Source organism: Antribacter soli (assembly GCF_021568775.1).
GTDB lineage: Bacteria > Actinomycetota > Actinomycetes > Actinomycetales > Cellulomonadaceae > Antribacter > Antribacter soli.
The window spans coordinates 36,037-54,361 of the sequence record NZ_JAKGSG010000064.1; the positions used below are offsets into that span (position 1 = coordinate 36,037).

An 18,325-nucleotide genomic window follows, 5' to 3' on the forward strand; every position below is an offset into this window, starting at 1 on the left:
CGATGACGTACGCACCTTTCGGTTCCCAGGGCGGTTATGGCGACGTCCACGAGACGTCGACGGTCCGTCCCTACGCGGTCACCGGAGGCCGGGTTCGGTCGGCCACGTCCGACCTGCCGCTCGAGGCCCTCGTGGAGGTCCTGCCCGGGGCGGTCAGCAGCTACGGTCTGCCCCCGGAGAAGCGCGCGATCCTCCAGCACGCCGCGCACACGTACGTGTCCATCGCCGAGCTCTCGGCCCTGCTTCGCCTACCCCTGGGTGTCGTGCGGATCCTCGTGGCGGACATGCAGGAGGAGGGGCACGTCACCGTGCACACCTCGACCCCGGTCAATGTCCACACAGGCCACGACAGCTCGAACTCTGGCCTGTCGCTGAGCGTCTTGGAGAGTGTTCTCAATGGCATTTCCGCCCTCTGACCGTTCGGGCCCGAGCTGGGCCCCGGTCTCCGGTCCGTCTGTCGGCGCGGCGGCGCCGGCACGGCAGAGCGTGCTCGGCGGGGGTGCGGCGCCTACGGCCGCCGCCGCCCCGACGCCGCCGCCCGCCAGGGCCGTCCAGGCGCAGCCGGCCCCGCCCGTGGTCCAGCAGCCCCCGGCCGCGCCCGCGGCCGCCAAGGCCCCGGCTGTCGCCCGCACCGCGCCGACCGTCGTGAAGATCGTCGTCGCCGGTGGCTTCGCCGTCGGCAAGACGACGTTCATCGGCTCGATCTCGGACGTGGAGCCACTGAACACCGAGGCCGCGATGACGGAGCACTCCGTCGGCGTGGACGACGCCGGCGGTGTGACGGACCGCAAGACCACCACCACGGTGGCCATGGACTTCGGTCGTGTCGAGCTCCCGGGTAACCTGTGGCTGTACCTGTTCGGCACGCCCGGCCAGGACCGCTTCCTGTTCATGTGGGACGACCTGGTCCGCGGTGCGATCGGCGCCGTGGTCCTCGTGGACACCGACCGCCTGGAGCAGTGCTTCCCGGCGATCGACTACTTCGAGTCGCGCAACATCCCGTTCGTCGTGGGCGTCAACTGCTTCGACGGCGTGGCCAAGCACCGGCTCGAGGACGTCCGCGAGGCGCTCCAGATCCCCGCGCACGTGCCGATGCTCTACACGGACGCCCGTTCGCGTGCCGCGACCAAGCAGACGCTCATCTCGCTGGTCCAGCTCGCCATGCGCGCGCTGCGGGCCGGCAAGGCAGCTCAGAGCTGACGCCCGCCGGTTCGCCGAGGTGGTCGCCCGACGGACGACCACCTCGGCGGACCTGTCGGCTCGGCTCGCTAGACTGGGCCGCCGCGGGGCCGCGCGTCGGTCGACCGCGAGGAGGGCTGACAGAGCGGCCTAATGTGACGGTCTTGAAAACCGTTGTGCGGCAACGCACCGGGGGTTCGAATCCCTCGCCCTCCGCCCCACCACCTCGGCAAGACCGTCAGGGCAGCCGGCTCAGGTGATGTCCACGATGCGCAGGCGCAGCGCGCCCGGGGCCGCCTCCGGCACCGCGGGTGACCGCGGCACCACCGGGGCGAGCCGCTGGTAGGGCGCCCCGAGCACCGGGCGCGGATCCTCCTCGTCCCGGTTGGGCCACAGCGCGCACGCGCGTTCCGCCTGGGCGGTGATCGTGAGCGACGGGTTGACGCCGAGGTTCGCCGTGACGGCGGAGCCGTCCATGACGTGCAGCCCCGGGTGCCCGAACGTGCGCAGGTACGGGTCGACGACGCCGTCCTCGGGCGTGGCGCCGATGGCGCACCCGCCCAGGATGTGAGCGGTCATGGGGATGTCGAAGGGGTCGCCGACCGTGCCGCCCGCCATCCCGCCCATGCGCCGCGCCATGTGGCGCACCGCTTCGTGCCCCTGCGGGATCCACGAGGGGTTGGGGGCGCCGGTGCCCTGGCGCGACGTGAGGGCACGGCCGAGGAGGCCCGGGCGCGTGTACGTCGTCAGCGAGTTGTCGCGGCTCTGCATGACGAGGGCGATGACGGTGCGCTCGGACCAGCGGCGCCAGTCGACGAGCATCGGCAGCTTGTCGAGGTTGCGAGCCAGCACGCCCAGCCAGCGCAGGAACCGCGAGCCGGGTCCCCCGTCCACGAGGACGTGCTGCAGGGCCGCCATCACGTTGGACCCGTGGCCGTAGCGGACGGGCTCCACGTGCGTGTTCTCGTCCGGGTAGAAGGACGAGGTGATCGCGACGCCTCGCGAGTGGTCGACGTCGGACACCCTGCGGGTCATCGAGCCGAGCAGGGCCTCCGAGTTGGTGCGCGTGAGGTGCCCGAGACGGGGCGACAGCCGGGGGAGGGCACCCGTGTCCTTCATGCGGTGCAGCAGCTTCTGCGTGCCGAGCGTCCCGGCGGCGAGGACGACCTGCCCGGCGGTGAACCTGCGCCGTCCGAGCCCGCGCGGCCGCCCCGTGCGGTGGCTGAGGACCTCGTAGCCGCCGTCGGGGAGGGGGCGGACGACGTCGGCTGTCGTGAGGGGGTGCACCTGCGCCCCGGCGTGCTCCGCGAGGAAGAGGTAGTTCTTCACGAGCGTGTTCTTGGCGCCGTGCCGGCAGCCGGTCATGCACTCGCCGCACTCGATGCAGCCGTGACGCTCGGGGCCGGCGCCGCCGAAGTACGGGTCGGCCGCGGTCTCCCCGGGCCGGGGCGCCGCGGCGCCCTCCGGCCCGAACCAGACGCCGACGCGCGCGGGACGAAAGGTCTCGGGCACGCCCATGTCGGCCGCCACCTGGCGCATCAGGTCGTCGGCGGGGGACCTGGCGTGGTACTCGACGACGCCGAGCATCCGCTCGGCCTGGTCGTAGTACGGCGCGAGCTCCGCCTTCCAGTCCGTGATCCCGTTCCACGCAGGGTCGGCGTAGAAGGGATCGAGGGGCCGGTAGAGCGTGTTGGCATAGACGAGGGACCCGCCGCCGACCCCCGCGCCGGCCAGGCACAGGACGTTGCGCAGCAGGTACAGGCGCTGGATGCCGTAGCAGCCGAGGGCGGGCGCCCAGAGGAACTGCCGCAGGTGCCACGAGGTCTTCGCGAACTCGTCGTCGGCGAAGCGACGACCCGACTCGAGCACGCCGACCCGGTAGCCCTTCTCCGTGAGGCGCAGGGAGGCGACGCTGCCCCCGAAGCCCGAGCCGATCACCAGGACGTCGTAGTCGTGGTCCATGTGGGAAACGTACCCGTTACTGAGGGGACCTTGAAGAAGCGCCCCGCTTTTGCTCCTTGGCCCCGGCGACCGGTACCCTGGGCCGCGCGGTGCCTGCACCGCGAGGAGACGTCGCATAGTCAGGTCTAGTGCGCCACCCTGCTAAGGTGGTAACGGAGCAATCCGTTCGAGGGTTCAAATCCCTCCGTCTCCGCCAGGAAGGCTCCGGCTGCGCATGACGCCCGGGGCCTTTTCTGATGCGACGCTCCTCGCGCGCCCGGTCGCGTGGCCTGTGTCACGAACCAGGAATCCGGTTTGGACACCCGGCCGGGAGGCGGTAGTGTTCTGGTCGGCCGGTCACCACGGTGGCCGTCGCACAATGCGCCCGTAGCTCAACGGATAGAGCATCTGACTACGGATCAGAAGGTTGGGGGTTCGAATCCCTTCGGGCGCACATTCCGAGAAGCCAGGCCCGACCAGCATCCATGCTGGTCGGGCCTGGCTCGTCTCTGGGCCCTCACGCTGACCTCACGCTGACCTCAGGCGCCTCCAGGGGCCCACGGTCGCCCGCGGGCGCACGCGGGCTGCCCGGGTGAAGCCCCGGCGCAGCCCGAGGCGCCGGCGCAGCAGCATCGCCGCGGCCTGGGAGAACGCGGGCCGCGTTGACCCGGGGGGCGAGTTCTCGCTACCTTCTCCCGGGCGCACCGTCCACCGGACGCCTGCCCTCGGCGGCAGGCGTGCGCGAGAACATGGCGCTCCGCACGGAGCGAGTCGCGAACCGCGTCGCCGGCAAACCACTGCCAGAAGGAGTCCCTCTCGTGCGTCGCCGAATGTCGATGACCGTGGCCGCCGCGATGGCGGCGATGACCTTCGTGCTGGCCGGCTGTGCCAGCTCCTACCAGGCGCCGACCGCTCCGCTCGCCCCCGGCGAGACCGCCGCGGCCGCCGAGGCCGACGAGGGCCGGGAGAACCTCACCCCGATCACGGTCGGCGTGCTTCCCATCGTCGACGTCGCCCCGCTCTACCTCGGCGTGGAGAAGGGGATCTTCGAGGATCACGGGATCGACCTCACGATCGACGTGGCGGCCAACGGCGGCGACATCATCAACAACGTGCTCTCGCGGCGGTGGCAGTTCGGCTTCTCCAACGTGCTGTCGATCGTCAGCGCCGGGACCTCGACCGGGAACATCAAGGTGGTTGCCGCCGGGAACTATTCGAGCGGCGACCCGGCCAAGGACTTCGGCGCGATCGTCGTCCCCGCGACCTCCAGCATCCAGGACGTCGGTGACCTCGCGGGCAAGAAGGTCGCCGTCAACGCGAAGCAGGGCCTCCTCGAGGCTACGGTCCGCCGCGTCGTGGACGCCGGCGGCGGCAATTCCGGGACGCTCAGCTTCGAGCCCATGGGCTTCGGCGCCATGCCCGACGCCCTCACGGCCGGTACCGTCGACGCGGCCTTCATCGTCGAGCCGCTGCTGTCGGTCGCCAAGGCGCAGGGCGCCCGGGAGCTGCCGAACAGCTCGTTCGGCACCGTCGACCCGAACCTCATGATCGCGGCCTACTTCGCGTCCAACGACCTGACGGTGACCGACCCCGAGATCGTCGAGCAGTTCGCCGACGCCATGAACGAGTCGCTGGGGATGGCCTCGCGGGACCCGGAGGCGGCCCGCGCGGTGCTCGACAGCTACACGAAGATCGACGCGGAGGTGAAGGCGGCCATGACGCTGCCGAAGTGGTCGCCGGTGATCTCCAAGGACTCTGCCGTGCTCCTGAGCGGGCTCGCCGGTACCTACTTCCAGATGAAGATCAATCCGGACCTCAGCTTCCCTTCTTGATCCACCCCTGATCCACGCCGCGGCGGCGTCGCCCGGGTTCTCGGCCGGTGGCCGGAGACCGGTGCGACGCCGTCGTCGTCTCCGGGACATGTTTCGGTGCTAGCGATATGCGCACTTTCACCCGGCCTATACCTTGATTCGGGCAAAAGTCGCGAAACGGTTACGGATCGTGCCCGACGTCACACGTGACGTTGACCCGAGGGTTCTCCAGTCGCTACGTTCTCTCTCGGCACATCCGTTCGCAGAGCGAATGGCCTTCGGTGGCCGATCCGGGTAAGACCGCGGTCCGTCTCGAAGGCGCTGCGGACCCGGCCGAATTCGGCAGATCACCTCCAGAAGGAGTCCTTTCGTGCGACACGCGAAGTCGTTCACGCTGGCTACGGCCGCCGTGGCCCTGACGTTCACCCTTGCCGCGTGCGGCAGCGAGGCACCCGTTCTCGAAGACCCGTCCGCGTCGCCGTCGGACGAGGCCACGGAGCTGGACGGCCTCACCCAGATCACGGTCGGCGTGCTGCCGATCGTCGACGTCGCCCCCCTCTACCTCGGTGTCGAGGAGGGCATCTTCGAGGAGCACGGCCTCGAGGTCGAGATCGTCAAGGCCGAGTCCGGCCCCGCGCTCGTCCCCGGCGTCACCTCCGGCGAGTTCGACTTCGGTTTCTCGAACGCCACCTCCCTCCTGCTCGCGCAGGCCGGCGGCAACGAGCTCCAGATCGTCGCGCCGGGCAACTTCGCCAACGCCGACGCGGCGAGCGACTTCAGCAGCCTCGTCGTGCCCGCGGGCTCGGCGATCGCCTCGGTCACGGACCTGGCCGGCAAGAAGGTGGCCGTCAACGCGCCGAAGAGCCTCCTCCAGGCGACGATCTCCAGCCAGGCCGAGGCCGCAGGCGTCGACCCGGCGACGATCGAGTTCGTGCCGATGGGCTTCGGCGAGATGCCGGCCGCCCTGGCGGGCGGCGCCGTCGACGCGGCGTTCGTCGTCGAGCCGTTCCTCACCATCACGAAGCAGGCCGGCGCCACGCCGCTCGACGTCGCGTTCGCGTCGCTCGACCCGGAGCTCATGGTCGCCGGCTACTTCACGACCGACGCCTACGCGACGGAGAGCCCCGAGGTCGTCGAGGCGTTCGTCGCGGCGATGACCGAGTCGCTCGAGCTCGCCCAGGGCGACTCCGACACGGTGCGCGAGGCCCTCGACCTCTACACGGAGATCGACCCCGCGGTGAAGTCCGAGATGACGCTGCCGACGTGGCTGCCCGAGGTCTCGGAGGACTCCCTCGAGCTGCAGGCGGAGCTCGCCCAGAAGTACGGCTTCAGCGAGGGTGCCGAGCTCGACCCCAGCGGTCTGCTCCCGTGACCACTCGCACCACCTTCCGCGTCCCCGGCTGGGCCCTTGGCCTGGCCGGGGTCGCGGTGCTCCTGCTCGTCCTGCAGGTCCTGCCTGTCGCGGGCGTCGTCGACCGGCGCTTCCTGCCGCCGGCGACGGAGATGTTCCAGGCGCTGTCCTCGTGGTTCGTGTCGCCGCAGTTCTGGACCGCCCTCGGGCAGACGCTCACGACCTGGATCACCGGTCTCGCGATCGCCTTCGTCGCGGGTACTGTCCTCGGGATCCTCATCGGCGAGATCCCGGGCCTGCGCGCTCTGACGGCCTCGACCATCGAGTTCCTGCGCCCCGTGCCCTCGGTGGCCCTGGTCCCGCTCGTCGTCATCCTGTACGGCCCGACGATGCAGTCGACGCTCATCCTGGTCGTCTACGCCAGCATCTGGCAGGTGCTCCTGCAGGTCCTGGCCGGGGTCGGCAGCGTCGACCCCGTCGCCGACGACACGGCGCGCTCCTACCGGTTCGGGCTGCTGACCCGGATCCGCACGGTCACGCTGCCGTCGTCCCTGCCGTACGTCATCACGGGCCTCCGCCTGGCCGCGACCGTCGCGCTCATCCTGACCCTCACGGGCGAGCTGCTGATCGGCACGCCCGGCCTCGGGAGCCTGCTCCTCATCGCCCGCGCCTCCGGCCAGTACGCGCTGATCTACGGGCTGGTGCTCGTGGCCGGCGCGCTCGGGCTCGCCGTGAACCTGGTGTTCCGCCAGATCGAGCGGTGGACCCTGTTCTGGCACCCGTCGATCCGCGGGGAGGTCGCCGCATGAGCGCCTCCACGCCTGCCGCCCGCGTGCTCCGCGCAGCGGGCCTCGGTCTCTGGAAGGCCGTCCTGTTCGTCCTGCTCCCGGCGGTCCTGGTCACCATCTGGTGGTTCGCCAGCGCCGGCAGCACGGACCCGCAGGTCCCGGCCCTCTCCGTCGTCCTCGAGAAGTTCTCCACCGTCTGGTTCACGGAACCGTTCTCGCAGAGCCTGTTCGTCAAGGCGGTCGTCCCCAGCGTGACCCGCCTCCTGATCGGGTTCGGGATCGCTCTCGTCCTCGGCGTCGTCCTCGGCGTCCTCATCGGCACCTTCCGCCCGCTGCGTGACTTCCTCGAGCCGGCGCTCGAGTTCTTCCGCGCCATCCCACCGCCCATCCTGGCGCCGATCCTCATGCTGTTCCTCGGGATCGACCACGCCCTGAAGATCGCGATCATCGCCGTCGGCGCGGTCTGGCCGATCCTGCTCAACACGATCGAGGGCGTCCGTGGCATCGACCCGGTGCTCAAGGACACGGCGCAGGCCTACCGGCTCGGACCGGCACGGCGCCTGTTCGCGCTGACCCTGCCCGGTGCAGGCCCGCAGATCTTCACGGGTGCCCGGCAGGCGCTCTCGATCGCCATGATCCTCATGGTGATCGGCGAGATGTTCGCCGCGTTCGACGGGATCGGCAGCGCGATCGCCACCTTCCAGGCGACGTTCGCGACCGCCTCCATGTGGAGCGCCGTCCTGATCCTCGGCAGCATCGGAGTGGTGCTCGCCCTGCTCTTCGGCGCGGTCGAGCGCGTCGTCCTCAAGTGGTACCGCGGGTACCTGCGAACCCAGCGTGGAGGTGCCTGATGGCCGGCAAGACTCACGGAGCGGATCTCTCGGTACGCAACGTCCGCAAGGTCTACACGGGACGTGGAGCGGCCGTGGAGGCCATCCAGGACCTGAGCTTTGACGTGAAGGCGGGCGAGCTCGTCTGCGTCGTCGGGCCCTCGGGCGCCGGCAAGACGACGCTCCTGCGGATCCTGGCCGGCCTGCTGGGCTCGACCAGCGGTGAGGTGGCGCTCGGTGGCGACCTCGTCAAGGGTCCGCCGCCCGGCATGGCTGTGGTGCTCCAGGAGTACGGCCGGTCGCTGTTCCCCTGGATGACGGTGGCGAAGAACATCGAGCTGCCGCTCAAGGAGAAGGGTGTGCCGAAGGCGGAGCGCAAGCGCCTCGTCCAGGAGGCGCTCGACGCGGTCAGCCTGGCCGACGCCGGCAGGTCCTACCCGTGGCAGCTCTCCGGCGGCATGCAGCAGCGCGTGGCGATCGCCCGTGCGGTCGCGTACGAGCCGCAGGTGCTCCTCATGGACGAGCCGTTCGCGGCGGTCGACGCCCAGACGCGGCTCGAGCTCGAGGACCTGGTGCGTGCGCTGTGGCAGCGGCTCGGCGTCACGGTCGTGTTCGTGACGCACGACATCGACGAGGCGGTGTACCTCGGTGAGCATGTCTTCGTGCTCTCCAACCGTCCGACGATCCTCCTGGAGAAGGTCACCATCGACCTCGGTGCGAACCGCGACCAGGTCGCGACGCGCACCCACCCCGAGTTCGGGCGCCTGCGCAACCACGTGTACGAGCTGGTGCAGCATGCCAAGAAGGGGGCGCGTTCTCTCGACGAGGCGGGGCTCGCCCCGGCGTGGCTGCCTGCGAACGGGGAGACGACGGTCCGGCAGCGGGAGCTGATCACGGCGCAGGCGCTGGCCGCCCCCGTCGTGGACGCGACCGCGGACGTCGACGACGCACCGGTCGACGATGCGGAGCAGGCGGGTTCGGCCGAGGCGTGACGTCGCGGCGGCGCCCGCGGGCCGCCGCCGCTCGTGGAGGCCGACGGGCCGGGGTGAGCATCTCGCCCCGGCCCGCGCTGCACCGGGCCAGGGGACGCGTCACGATCGGGAGGGCTTCCACGCGCGGGACGCTGACCATTCCGACATAGTTCGGGCAGAGAGCGAAAGGGGCATGCGTGCGAGCAACGGTCCGATCCGACCAGCCAGACGTCGACGGAGACCTGGTCCGAGGCGGTGAGTTCGTCCAGTCGCTGGAGCGCGGGCTGTCCGTGATCCGGGCGTTCGGGGCCGAGCGTCCGGCCCTCACGCTGAGCGAGGTGGCCCGCGTCACGGGCCTGAGCCGGGCGGCGGCCCGGCGGTTCCTGCACACCCTCGTGGAGCTGGGCTACATGGGCACCGACGGCCGCCAGTTCCACCTGCGGCCGCGCGTGCTCGAGCTCGGCTACGCGTACCTGTCGAGCCTTGGCCTGTCAGAGGTGGCGCAGCCGCACCTGGAGGCACTCTCCCTGGAGGTGGGCGAGTCGTCGTCGGTGGCGGTTCTGGACCAGGCCGACATCGTTTATGTGGCGCGCTTCGCCACCCACCGGATCATGACGACCACGATCCGCGTGGGGACGCGGTTCCCGGCGCACGTCACGTCCCTGGGGCGCGCGATGCTGGCGTTCATGGACGCCGCGGAGGCTGACGCGATCCTGGCGGACGTGGAGTGGACGCCGCTGACCCCGCACACGATCACCGACCCGGACGAGCTGCGGGCCGAGCTCGCGACGGTGCGAGCCCAGGGCTGGGCGTTCGTGGACCAGGAGCTGGAGGAGGGCTTGCGGTCCCTCGCGATGCCGCTGCGCGACGGGTCCGGCGAGGTTGTCGCCGCCGTCAACGTCTCCGTGCCGGTCCGCCGGGGACCGATCGACGAGGTGGTGGGGCAGCTGCTGCCGGCGCTGAAGCGGGCGGCGAGGGAGATCGAGGCCGATCTGGCCCGGATCGGCGGCTTCCCGCGGTGATATCGTGTTGTGCGCATCACGGACCCATGTTCGAGATGCGAACAACCGACGGCAGCACTGACGGGATGAATGCGATGACGCAGCTGAGGCAGGCGTTCGTCTACGACGCGGTCCGGACGCCTTTCGGGCGCTACGGCGGGGCCCTCGCGGGCGTGCGTCCGGACGATCTCGCGGCGTTCGTGGTCGGGGAGCAGGTGCGCCGGGTGCCGGGGCTCGACCCCGCCGTGATCGACGACGTGATCCTCGGCAACGCGAACGGCGCGGGCGAGGAGAACCGGGACGTGGCCCGCATGGCGGTGCTGCTCGCTGGCCTGCCGGTCAGCGTCCCCGGCGTCACCGTGAACCGCCTGTGCGGGTCCTCGCTCGAGGCCGCGGTGCACGCGGCGCGGGCCGTCCAGTCCGGCGACGCGGACGTGATCCTCGCGGGCGGGGTGGAGTCCATGAGCCGCGCCCCGTACGTCATGCTCAAGCCGGAGAAGGCGTTCCCGGCCGGCAACGCCGAGCTGGTGTCCACCACCCTCGGCTGGCGTCTGGTCAACGAGCGCATGGAGCCGGACTGGACGGTCTCGCTCGGCGAGGCCACCGAGCGCCTGCGTGAGAAGTACGGCGTCTCGCGCGAGCGGCAGGACGAGTTCGCGCTGAGGAGCCACCGCCTGGCGGCCCGCGCCTGGGACGAGGGCCGCTACGACGACCTGGTCACGCCGTACCCGGGCGCCGAGCTCGCGCGCGACGAGTCCGTCCGCGCCGACACCACCGCGGAGCGGCTCGCCGCGCTGAAGACGTCCTTCCGCAAGGACGGCACCATCACCGCGGGCAACGCCTCGCCGCTCAACGACGGCGCCTCCGCCGCGCTGATCGGCTCGGAGGCGGCGGCCGCCCAGATCGGCATGGACCCGCTCGCCCGCATCGCGGGGCGGGCCGCCGTCGCGAACGAGCCGCAGTACTTCGGCTACGCCCCGGTCGAGGCCGTGGACCGCGCCCTGGAGCGCAGCGGCATCACGTGGGACGACGTCGCCGCCGTCGAGCTCAACGAGGCGTTCGCCGCCCAGTCGCTCGCGTGCGTGGACGCGTGGGGCGTCGACCTGGACATCGTCAACGCGTGGGGCGGGGCCACGGCGCTCGGGCACCCGTTGGGCGCCTCCGGCACCCGCGTCCTCGGCACGCTCGCCCGCCGCCTCCAGGCGACGGGCGACCGGTGGGGCGTGGCCGCGATCTGCATCGGTGTCGGCCAGGGCCTCGCCGTCGTGCTGGAGAACGCAGGAGCGACCCGGTGACCCGGATCAGCGAGACCGCGCTCGAGGCCCTGGGCGAGATCCCGGACGGTTCCACGGTCATGATCGGCGGCTTCGGCTCGGCAGGGCAGCCGGTGGAGCTGATCGACGCCCTCGTAGAGGCGGGCCCGACGGGTCTCACGGTGGTGAGCAACAACGCGGGCAACGGCGACCTCGGCCTCGCGCACCTCGTCGAGCTGGGCCGCATCCGCAAGATCGTCTGCTCGTTCCCGCGCCAGGCCGACTCGTGGCACTTCGACGCGAAGTACCGCGCGGGCGAGATCGAGCTCGAGCTGGTGCCGCAGGGCAACCTTGCCGAGCGGATCCGCGCCGCGGGCGCGGGCATCGGCGCGTTCTACACGCCCACCGGCTACGGCACGCCGCTGGCGGAGGGCAAGGAGACCCGGGAGATCGACGGGAAGAACTACGTGCTCGAGTACCCGATCCACGCGGACGTCGCCCTGGTCAAGGCGCACCGTGCCGACACCGCCGGCAACCTCGTCTACCGCAAGACGGCCCGCAACTTCGGCCCGATCATGGCCGCCGCCGCGCGCCGCACCGTGGTGCAGGTGAGCGAGGTCGTCCCGGCGGGCTCGATCGACCCGGAGGCCGTCGTCACGCCCGGCATCTACGTGGACACCGTCGTCGCCGTCGGCGGGTCCACCGCGCTGCGGCAGGGCACGGGAGAGGCGACCTGGCAGGAGGTGGCGGGATGACCGCCGTCGGGCAGCACCTGAGCAAGGACCAGCTGGCCGCGCGCGTCGCGCGCGACATCCCCGCGGGTGCGTACGTGAACCTGGGCATCGGCCTGCCGACGCTCGTCTCCGACCACCTGCCCGCGGGGCGCGGCATCACCCTCCACACGGAGAACGGGATGCTCGGCATGGGTCCGGCGGCGACCGGCGCCGACGTCGACCCCGACCTCGTCAACGCCGGGAAGGTCCCCGTGACCGAGCTGTCGGGCGCCTCCTACTTCCACCAGGCGGATTCCTTCGCCATGATGCGTGGCGGGCACATCGACGTGTGCGTCCTCGGCGCCTTCGAGGTGTCGGTCTCGGGCGACCTGGCGAACTGGTCCACGGGCGCTCCCGACGCCATCCCCGCCGTCGGCGGGGCCATGGACCTCGCGGTGGGCGCACGGGACACCTGGGTGATGATGAACCTCCTCACCAAGGGCGGCGCGCCCAAGCTCGTGGAGCGCTGTGCACTCCCGCTCACGGGGGTCGCGTGCGTGTCGCGGGTCTACAGCGACCTGGCGGTCGTCGACGTGGGGCCCGACGCCGGGCCGGGACAGCACCTCGCCAGGGTGGTGGAGACGTTCGGCGTGACGCACGCCGAGCTGGAGGACCTGCTCGGGCTGGAGCTCGGTCGGGCTGACGGATGACGGGAGAACTGATGGACGCGGAGCGCACCCGGGTCGTCGTGGTGGGCGGCGGGCCGGCCGGCCTGCTGCTGTCGCACCTGCTCGCCGCGGACGGCGTGGACCACGTGGTCCTGGAGGCCCGGACCCGCACGGAGATCGAGAACACCCACCGTGCGGGCATCCTCGAGGCTGCCTCCGTGCAGACCCTCGTCGACGCGGGTCTCGACCGGGTCCTGCGCGAGGGCGACCGGCACGGCGGCATCGACCTGCGGTTCGACGGGGAGATGCACCACATCGACCTCGACGCGCTGACGGGGAGGTCGGTCTGGCTCTACCCACAGACGCAGGTCTTCAAGGACCTCGCCGACAAGCGGGCGGCCGACGGCGGCGACGTCCGCTACGGCGCTCGCGTCACCGAGGTGCTCGACCTCGACACCGCGGAGCCGAGCGTCGTCTACGAGCTCGACGGCGTGGTCCGCAGGCTGCGTGCCGACATCGTGGTCGGTGCCGACGGGTCGCGCTCGGTCTGCCGGCACCTCCTGCCCGAGTCGGTCCGCCGCTCCTATTCGACCGAGTACCCGTACGCCTGGTTCGGCGTCATCGTCGAGGCGCCCCGATCCGCGCCCGAGCTGGTCTACACCGCGTCCGAGCACGGCTTCGCGCTGGTGTCCCAGCGCACGCCCACCCATCAGCGGCTCTACTTCCAGTGCTCGCCCGACGAGGACCCGGCGGGCTGGAGCGACGAGCAGATCTGGGCCGAGCTGCAGCGCCGCGTCGCGGGGCCGGACGGCTTCGCCCTCAAGGAGGGGCCGGTCGAGGAGCGTGCCGTGCTGCGCTTCCGGTCGTCCGTCGTCGAGCCGGTCCGGCACGGGCGGATGCTGCTCGTCGGCGACGCCGCGCACACCGTCCCGCCGACCGGCGCGAAGGGGCTGAACCTGGCCCTGGCCGACGTCGTGCTGCTGCACGACGTGCTGTCGACCTGGTTCGCCCGCGGCGACGCCGCGCACGAGGAGCTGCTCGACGAGTACGGCGTGCGCGCCGCGCACCGCGTGTGGCGGGCGCAGCACTTCTCCGCGTGGATGAGCCGGATGCTGCACTCGCACCCGGGCGAGTCCGGCTTCGAGGCGCGACGCCGCGTCGCGGAGCTGCGGACGCTCGTGGAGTCGGAGGCGGGCCGCCGGTTCCTCGCGGAGGGCTACACGGGCTGGGGCCCGATCATCACGGAGGGAGCGAAGTGAGCACCACGGAAGCGGCACACGCTGCGCTGCACCAGGGCCCGGGCGAGGTGGCGGACGAGACCGCCGCCGAGCCGGAGGCGCCCGACACGCGGCTCGACCTCGCGGCGGAGCCGCAGGAGAAGCTCACGGCGGAGATCCGGCGGATCCACGCCGAGTACCGAGCCGCACGCGCAGCGGGCGCGCCCGAGGAGACGAGCGCGCGCCTCGACTTCCCGCCGTACCGCAGCTCGCTGCTGCGGCACCCGACGAAGTCGCTGGAGCTCGCGGACCCCGAGACGATCGAGCTGTACGCGCCGGTGTTCGGCGAGCGGGACATCAGCCCGCTCGAGGCAGACCTGACGATCCAGCACAACGGCGAGCCGATCGGCGAGCGCATCACGGTGCGCGGCCGCGTGGTCGACGGCGAGGGCCGTCCCGTGCGCCGTCAGCTCGTCGAGCTCTGGCAGGCGAACGCCGCGGGGCGCTACATGCACAAGCGCGACCAGCACCCGGCACCGCTCGACCCGAACTTCACGGGTGTGGGCCGCATGCTCACCGACGACGACGGCTGGTACCAGTTCCAGACCATCAAGCCGGGCCCGTACCCCTGGAAGAACCACTTCAAGGCGTGGCGGCCCGCGCACATCCACTTCTCCCTGTTCGGGACGGACTTCACGCAGCGCCTCGTCACCCAGATGTACTTCCCGGGCGACCCGCTGTTCCCCCTCGACCCGATCTTCCAGACCATCCCGGACGAGGCGGCGCGCGAGCGGCTGATCGCCACGTACGACCACGACCTGACGACGCACGAGTGGGCCACCGGGTACCGGTGGGACATCGTGCTCTCGGGCTCGCAGCGCACGGTGTTCGAGCAGGACCGGCCCGAGGAGGGCGACGATGAGTGACGTTCTCCGGCCGACCCCCGGCCAGACCGTCGGCCCGTTCTTCGGCTATGCGCTGCCGTACGAGCGCGGGAACGAGATCGTCGAGCCCGGCACGCCGGGCGCGGTCCGCGTGCACGGCACCGTGTCCGACGGCGCGGGCGCACCGATCCCCGACGCCCTCGTCGAGATCTGGGGCGCCGCGCCCGACGGCTCGGTGGTGCAGCGCAGCGGCTCTCTCCTGCGGGACGGCCTGTTCACCGGCTGGGGCCGTGCGGCGACCGACCGCGAGGGCGGCTACTGGTTCCGCACGCTCGAGCCAGGTCCGGTCGAGCCCGGCACGGCGCCGTTCTACGCGGTGGTGGTGTTCTCCCGCGGTCTGACGGACCGCCTGTTCACCCGGGCCTACGTGCCCTCGGAGGCGCGGGAGACCGACGCGTTCCTGGGCAGGCTGGGCGACCGGCGTCGTACGTTGGAGGCGGTGCGCGAGCCCGACGGCTCCCTCCGCTTCGACATCCGGCTCCAGGGAGAGGACGAGACGGTGTTCCTGGACTACACGCCGGCGCCGGGCGACGCTGCCCGTGCCTGACCTGGGCCTGCTCACCCCGGGCGCGGACCTGGCGCCGGGCTCGGCCGCCGTCGTCACCGACGACGTGGCGGTCCTGCGCGCGATGCTCGCGGCCGAGGTCGCGTGGGTCGAGGCGCAGGCCGCCTGTGGCCTGGTCGGTCCCGGCACGGCTGCGGCGGTGCGAGCCGCCGCGGCCGCCCTGCTGCCCGACGACGCACGCGCGGGGGCCGAGGAGCTCGTCGCAGCCGTCGCACGCGAGGCCGCCGCGACGGGGAACCCCGTCGTCCCGCTGCTGGCGCGGCTGCGGCCGGCCGTGGGGAAGCTCGACCCCGCGGCGACCGCTGCGCTCCACAGAGGACTGACCAGCCAGGACGTGGTCGACACGGCCTTGGTCCTCGTCGTGCGCGGCGCGGCCGCCGCCGTGGCGGCCGACCTCGGCAGGGTGCGAGCCGCCCTGACCCGGCTGGCCCGCGAGCACCGCTCGACGCCGGCCCTGGCCCGCACGCTCGCGCAGGCGGCCGTGCCCACCACGTTCGGCGCCCGGGTTGCGGGCTGGCTGCAGGCGGTCGCCGAGGCGGACGACCGCCTCGCCGCCGAGGCTGCCGCCCTGCCCGTCTCGTACGGGGGCGCGGCGGGCACGCTGGACGCCGTGCCCGCGGACCGGTTCGCCCTCGTGGACGCCTGGGGCGCGGCGCTCGGGCTGCCCGTCACCGCGGGCCCCTGGCACGTCACGCGGTTCCCCGTGGAACGCGCCGCCGCGGCGCTCGCCGGGGTATGCGCGGCGCTCGGCACCGTCGCCTCCGACGTGCTGCAGGGCGCGCGCCCCGAGTCGGGAGAGCTCCGGGAGCCGTCCGCCCCGGGCCGGGGTGCCTCCTCGACCATGGCCCACAAGCGCAACCCGGTCCTGTCGGTGCTGCTGCGCCGCTCGGCGCTCGCTGCCCCACCGCTCGTCGCGCAGGTCTTCACCGCCGCCGGCCTGGCCGTGGACGAGCGGCCCGACGGTGCCTGGCACGCCGAGTGGCCCGCCCTGCGAGACCTGGCCCGGCACGCGGTCGCCTCGGCGCACCTCGCGGCCGAGCTGCTCGAGGGCCTGACGTTCGACCGGGCGGCCGCCGCCCGCAACCTGGATCTGTACCTCGGCGAGGTTGCCGGGGGAGGCGAGCGACCGGCGTCGGGCAGCGAGGCCGGGCCCGGGCGAGACACGGGCGCCGCCGAGGCCGTGGTGGACCGCGTGCTGGCGCGCTACGCCGGCCCGCCGCCCGCGTGACAGCACCACCGTCCACGAAAGGAACCCTCATGTCTCATCCCGCCCTCGGCGCCGTCAGATTCGCCGTGCGGGACGCCTCGCGCCCGCTCGTGGTGGTCGGGCCGTCGCTCGGCACGTCGGTCGAGGCGCTGTGGCAGGACGCGGCGGCGCTGCTGACCGACGACATGGACGTCCTCGGCTGGGACCTGCCGGGGCACGGCACGTCGCCGGCCCTGGACGACCCGGCGTCGTACGAGGGGATGACCTTCGAGGCGATCGTGAAGGGCGTGCTCGAGGTCGTGGCGCGGGCCCAGGCCGAGCGGGGGGACGTGGGGGCGCCGTTCTGGTTCGCGGGCGTGTCCGCCTCGGGAGCCGTGGGCCTGCGGCTGCTGCTCGACGCGCCGGAGCGCGTCGCCGGGGCGGCCCTGATCTGCACCGGCGCGCGCATCGGCACTCCGGAGGGGTGGCACGAGCGGGCCGACCTCGTGGCCGCCGCCGGCACGCCCACCCAGGTGAGCGGCTCCGCGGAGCGCTGGTTCGCGCCGGGCTTCGTCGCGGCACAGCCGCAGGTAGCGACGCGCCTCCTGGCGTCCCTGCAGGTCGCGGACCGCTTCGCCTACGCCGCGGTGTGCCGCGCGCTCGCCTCGTTCGACGTGCGGGACCGGCTCGGCGAGATCACCGCGCCGGTCGTCGCGGTCGCGGGTGGCCACGACAGGCCGACGCCCGTGGCGTCGCTCGAGGAGATCGCGGCGGGTGTGCCCGGGGCCACCCTGACCGTCCTCGGCGACGTGGCGCACCTGGCGCCCGCGGAGGCTCCGGCAGAGGTTGCGGAGGCGGTTCGCCGCCTGGTCGGCCTGGTCCCACCGCTGCCCGACGACGTCGCGGTCGCCTCGGGCGCGCCCGTCACCGTCGCCCCAGGAGGCCGGACAGCTGCGGAGGCGCACGCGGAGGGCATGGCGGTGCGCCGCGCGGTCCTGTCCGATGCGCACGTCGACCGTGCCTCCGCCCGCACGACGGCTTTCACGGCCGACTTCCAGGACCTCATCACGCGGTACGCGTGGGGCGAGATCTGGACGCGGCCCGGGCTCGACCGCCGCATGCGCTCCGCCGTGACGCTGACGGCCCTGGTGGCCGGCGGGCACTGGGACGAGCTCGCCATGCACGTGCGTGCCGCCCGGCGCAACGGGCTGAGCGTGGAGGAGATCGGCGAGGTGCTGCTGCAGACCGCGATCTACTGCTCGGTGCCGACGGCGAACCACGCGTTCGCGGTGGCGCAGGCCGTCCTGGCCGAGGACGGGGAGATCTGAACGAAAAATTACCTGTCCGTGGTGGGCTTGCCGGTTTCTTGACGAGTTCGGCGCTCTGCGGGGATGGTCACGATGTGCGACTGGCGTCCGCGTGGTCCCTCGGGGCGCGAAAGTGGTCGCCTCTTGGGGGAAATGGCCTCTGCCAGGGCCGATGTGGTGGGCGCCACTGCCCGGCGGCTTTGACCCGGGCTGCAGGCTCGCGTACTGTTCTCGATGTCAGCCCGACAGGCCGACGGACAACCGAGAGATCGGGTGGCCGCGCCGGGGCTGGAAATCCCCTCCGAAACATCGGGTAGCATTGCGCCCCGAGCTTCGGAAAGGGAGCCGGATTTACGCCGGCGGTTCTTCTCCGAAAGATTCTGAGAATCGGACGGATTTGACCGGCCGAGAGAATCTGGTAAGCTTGAGAGGTTGCCCCGGACGGGGGCCGGAACGCAAGAGTGTCCGGTTCTTGACGGTGTGCGTCGGTTGTTTGAGAACTCAACAGTGTGCTTGATAGTCAATGCCAAATTTTTGTCCTCGTTTGGCTGGTGCGGCTGGGGGCTGGCTTTGTGGCTGGTTTCTGGTTGTGCTGGTTGA

At 72.1% G+C, this 18,325-nt stretch carries 17 protein-coding genes and 3 tRNA genes; 19 read left to right on the plus strand and 1 reads right to left on the minus strand.

What is annotated here, in order from left to right; all coding sequences use genetic code 11:
- Positions 1–2: 2 nt before the first annotated feature.
- The 3 genes from L1785_RS21770 to L1785_RS21780 all read left to right on the plus strand — a co-directional run bounded on the left by L1785_RS21770 (position 3) and on the right by L1785_RS21780 (position 1,395).
- Positions 3–416, plus strand: a complete 414-nt coding sequence (locus L1785_RS21770; RefSeq protein ID WP_236091352.1) for a DUF742 domain-containing protein — start codon at positions 3–5, stop codon at positions 414–416.
- A gap of 157 nt (positions 417–573) precedes the next feature.
- Positions 574–1,200, plus strand: a complete 627-nt coding sequence (locus L1785_RS21775; protein WP_236091365.1) for a GTP-binding protein — start codon at positions 574–576, stop codon at positions 1,198–1,200.
- A gap of 110 nt (positions 1,201–1,310) precedes the next feature.
- Positions 1,311–1,395: transfer RNA gene (locus L1785_RS21780), tRNA-Ser, on the plus strand.
- Between the two features lie 36 nt (positions 1,396–1,431).
- Here the strand turns inward: L1785_RS21780 and L1785_RS21785 are convergent.
- Positions 1,432–3,141, minus strand: coding sequence for a GMC oxidoreductase (locus tag L1785_RS21785; protein ID WP_236091353.1), 1,710 nt, complete (start codon positions 3,139–3,141; stop codon positions 1,432–1,434).
- Positions 3,142–3,245: 104 nt separating this feature from the next.
- Here L1785_RS21785 and L1785_RS21790 point away from each other — a divergent pair.
- The 16 genes from L1785_RS21790 to pcaDC all read left to right on the plus strand — a co-directional run bounded on the left by L1785_RS21790 (position 3,246) and on the right by pcaDC (position 17,746).
- Positions 3,246–3,337: transfer RNA gene (locus tag L1785_RS21790), tRNA-Ser, on the plus strand.
- Between the two features lie 164 nt (positions 3,338–3,501).
- Positions 3,502–3,574: transfer RNA gene (locus L1785_RS21795), tRNA-Arg, on the plus strand.
- Between the two features lie 364 nt (positions 3,575–3,938).
- Positions 3,939–4,952, plus strand: coding sequence for an ABC transporter substrate-binding protein (locus L1785_RS21800; RefSeq protein WP_236091354.1), 1,014 nt, complete (start codon positions 3,939–3,941; stop codon positions 4,950–4,952).
- A 349-nt stretch (positions 4,953–5,301) separates the two neighbouring features.
- Positions 5,302–6,303, plus strand: coding sequence for an ABC transporter substrate-binding protein (locus L1785_RS21805; RefSeq protein WP_236091355.1), 1,002 nt, complete (start codon positions 5,302–5,304; stop codon positions 6,301–6,303).
- Positions 6,300–7,091: an ABC transporter permease gene (locus L1785_RS21810; RefSeq protein ID WP_236091356.1), complete on the plus strand. Its 792-nt coding sequence runs from the start codon at positions 6,300–6,302 to the stop codon at positions 7,089–7,091. The genes L1785_RS21805 and L1785_RS21810 overlap by 4 nt, the downstream gene beginning before the upstream one ends.
- Complete coding sequence (locus L1785_RS21815; RefSeq protein ID WP_236091357.1) at positions 7,088–7,921, plus strand: ABC transporter permease; 834 nt, start codon at positions 7,088–7,090, stop codon at positions 7,919–7,921. The genes L1785_RS21810 and L1785_RS21815 overlap by 4 nt, the downstream gene beginning before the upstream one ends.
- Positions 7,921–8,892, plus strand: coding sequence for an ABC transporter ATP-binding protein (locus L1785_RS21820; RefSeq protein WP_308113398.1), 972 nt, complete (start codon positions 7,921–7,923; stop codon positions 8,890–8,892). Before L1785_RS21815 ends, L1785_RS21820 begins: the two co-directional genes overlap by 1 nt.
- Positions 8,893–9,068: 176 nt before the next feature.
- Positions 9,069–9,893, plus strand: a complete 825-nt coding sequence (locus tag L1785_RS21825; protein ID WP_236091358.1) for an IclR family transcriptional regulator domain-containing protein — start codon at positions 9,069–9,071, stop codon at positions 9,891–9,893.
- A gap of 83 nt (positions 9,894–9,976) precedes the next feature.
- The gene (locus L1785_RS21830; RefSeq protein WP_236091366.1) at positions 9,977–11,167 is read left to right on the plus strand and encodes a thiolase family protein; all 1,191 of its coding nucleotides are present in this window, start codon (positions 9,977–9,979) and stop codon (positions 11,165–11,167) included.
- Positions 11,164–11,880 carry a 3-oxoacid CoA-transferase subunit A gene (locus L1785_RS21835; RefSeq protein WP_236091359.1) on the plus strand — a complete coding sequence of 239 codons (717 nt, stop codon included), beginning with the start codon at positions 11,164–11,166 and terminating at the stop codon, positions 11,878–11,880. Before L1785_RS21830 ends, L1785_RS21835 begins: the two co-directional genes overlap by 4 nt.
- On the plus strand, positions 11,877–12,548 hold the full coding sequence (locus L1785_RS21840) for a 3-oxoacid CoA-transferase subunit B (RefSeq protein WP_236091360.1): 672 nt from the start codon (positions 11,877–11,879) through the stop codon (positions 12,546–12,548). Before L1785_RS21835 ends, L1785_RS21840 begins: the two co-directional genes overlap by 4 nt.
- Positions 12,545–13,765 carry a 4-hydroxybenzoate 3-monooxygenase gene (locus L1785_RS21845; protein WP_236091361.1) on the plus strand — a complete coding sequence of 407 codons (1,221 nt, stop codon included), beginning with the start codon at positions 12,545–12,547 and terminating at the stop codon, positions 13,763–13,765. The genes L1785_RS21840 and L1785_RS21845 overlap by 4 nt, the downstream gene beginning before the upstream one ends.
- 47 nt (positions 13,766–13,812) lie before the next feature.
- Positions 13,813–14,649 carry a protocatechuate 3,4-dioxygenase subunit beta gene (pcaH, locus tag L1785_RS21850; RefSeq protein WP_236091367.1) on the plus strand — a complete coding sequence of 279 codons (837 nt, stop codon included), beginning with the start codon at positions 13,813–13,815 and terminating at the stop codon, positions 14,647–14,649.
- Positions 14,642–15,214 (plus strand): protocatechuate 3,4-dioxygenase subunit alpha, encoded by a 573-nt coding sequence (pcaG, locus tag L1785_RS21855; RefSeq protein WP_236091362.1) that lies wholly within the window; start codon positions 14,642–14,644, stop codon positions 15,212–15,214. The genes pcaH and pcaG overlap by 8 nt, the downstream gene beginning before the upstream one ends.
- Complete coding sequence (locus L1785_RS21860) at positions 15,207–16,460, plus strand: lyase family protein (RefSeq protein ID WP_236091363.1); 1,254 nt, start codon at positions 15,207–15,209, stop codon at positions 16,458–16,460. Before pcaG ends, L1785_RS21860 begins: the two co-directional genes overlap by 8 nt.
- A gap of 29 nt (positions 16,461–16,489) precedes the next feature.
- Positions 16,490–17,746 carry a bifunctional 3-oxoadipate enol-lactonase/4-carboxymuconolactone decarboxylase PcaDC gene (pcaDC, locus tag L1785_RS23520; RefSeq protein WP_443627197.1) on the plus strand — a complete coding sequence of 419 codons (1,257 nt, stop codon included), beginning with the start codon at positions 16,490–16,492 and terminating at the stop codon, positions 17,744–17,746.
- Positions 17,747–18,325: the final 579 nt, after the last annotated feature.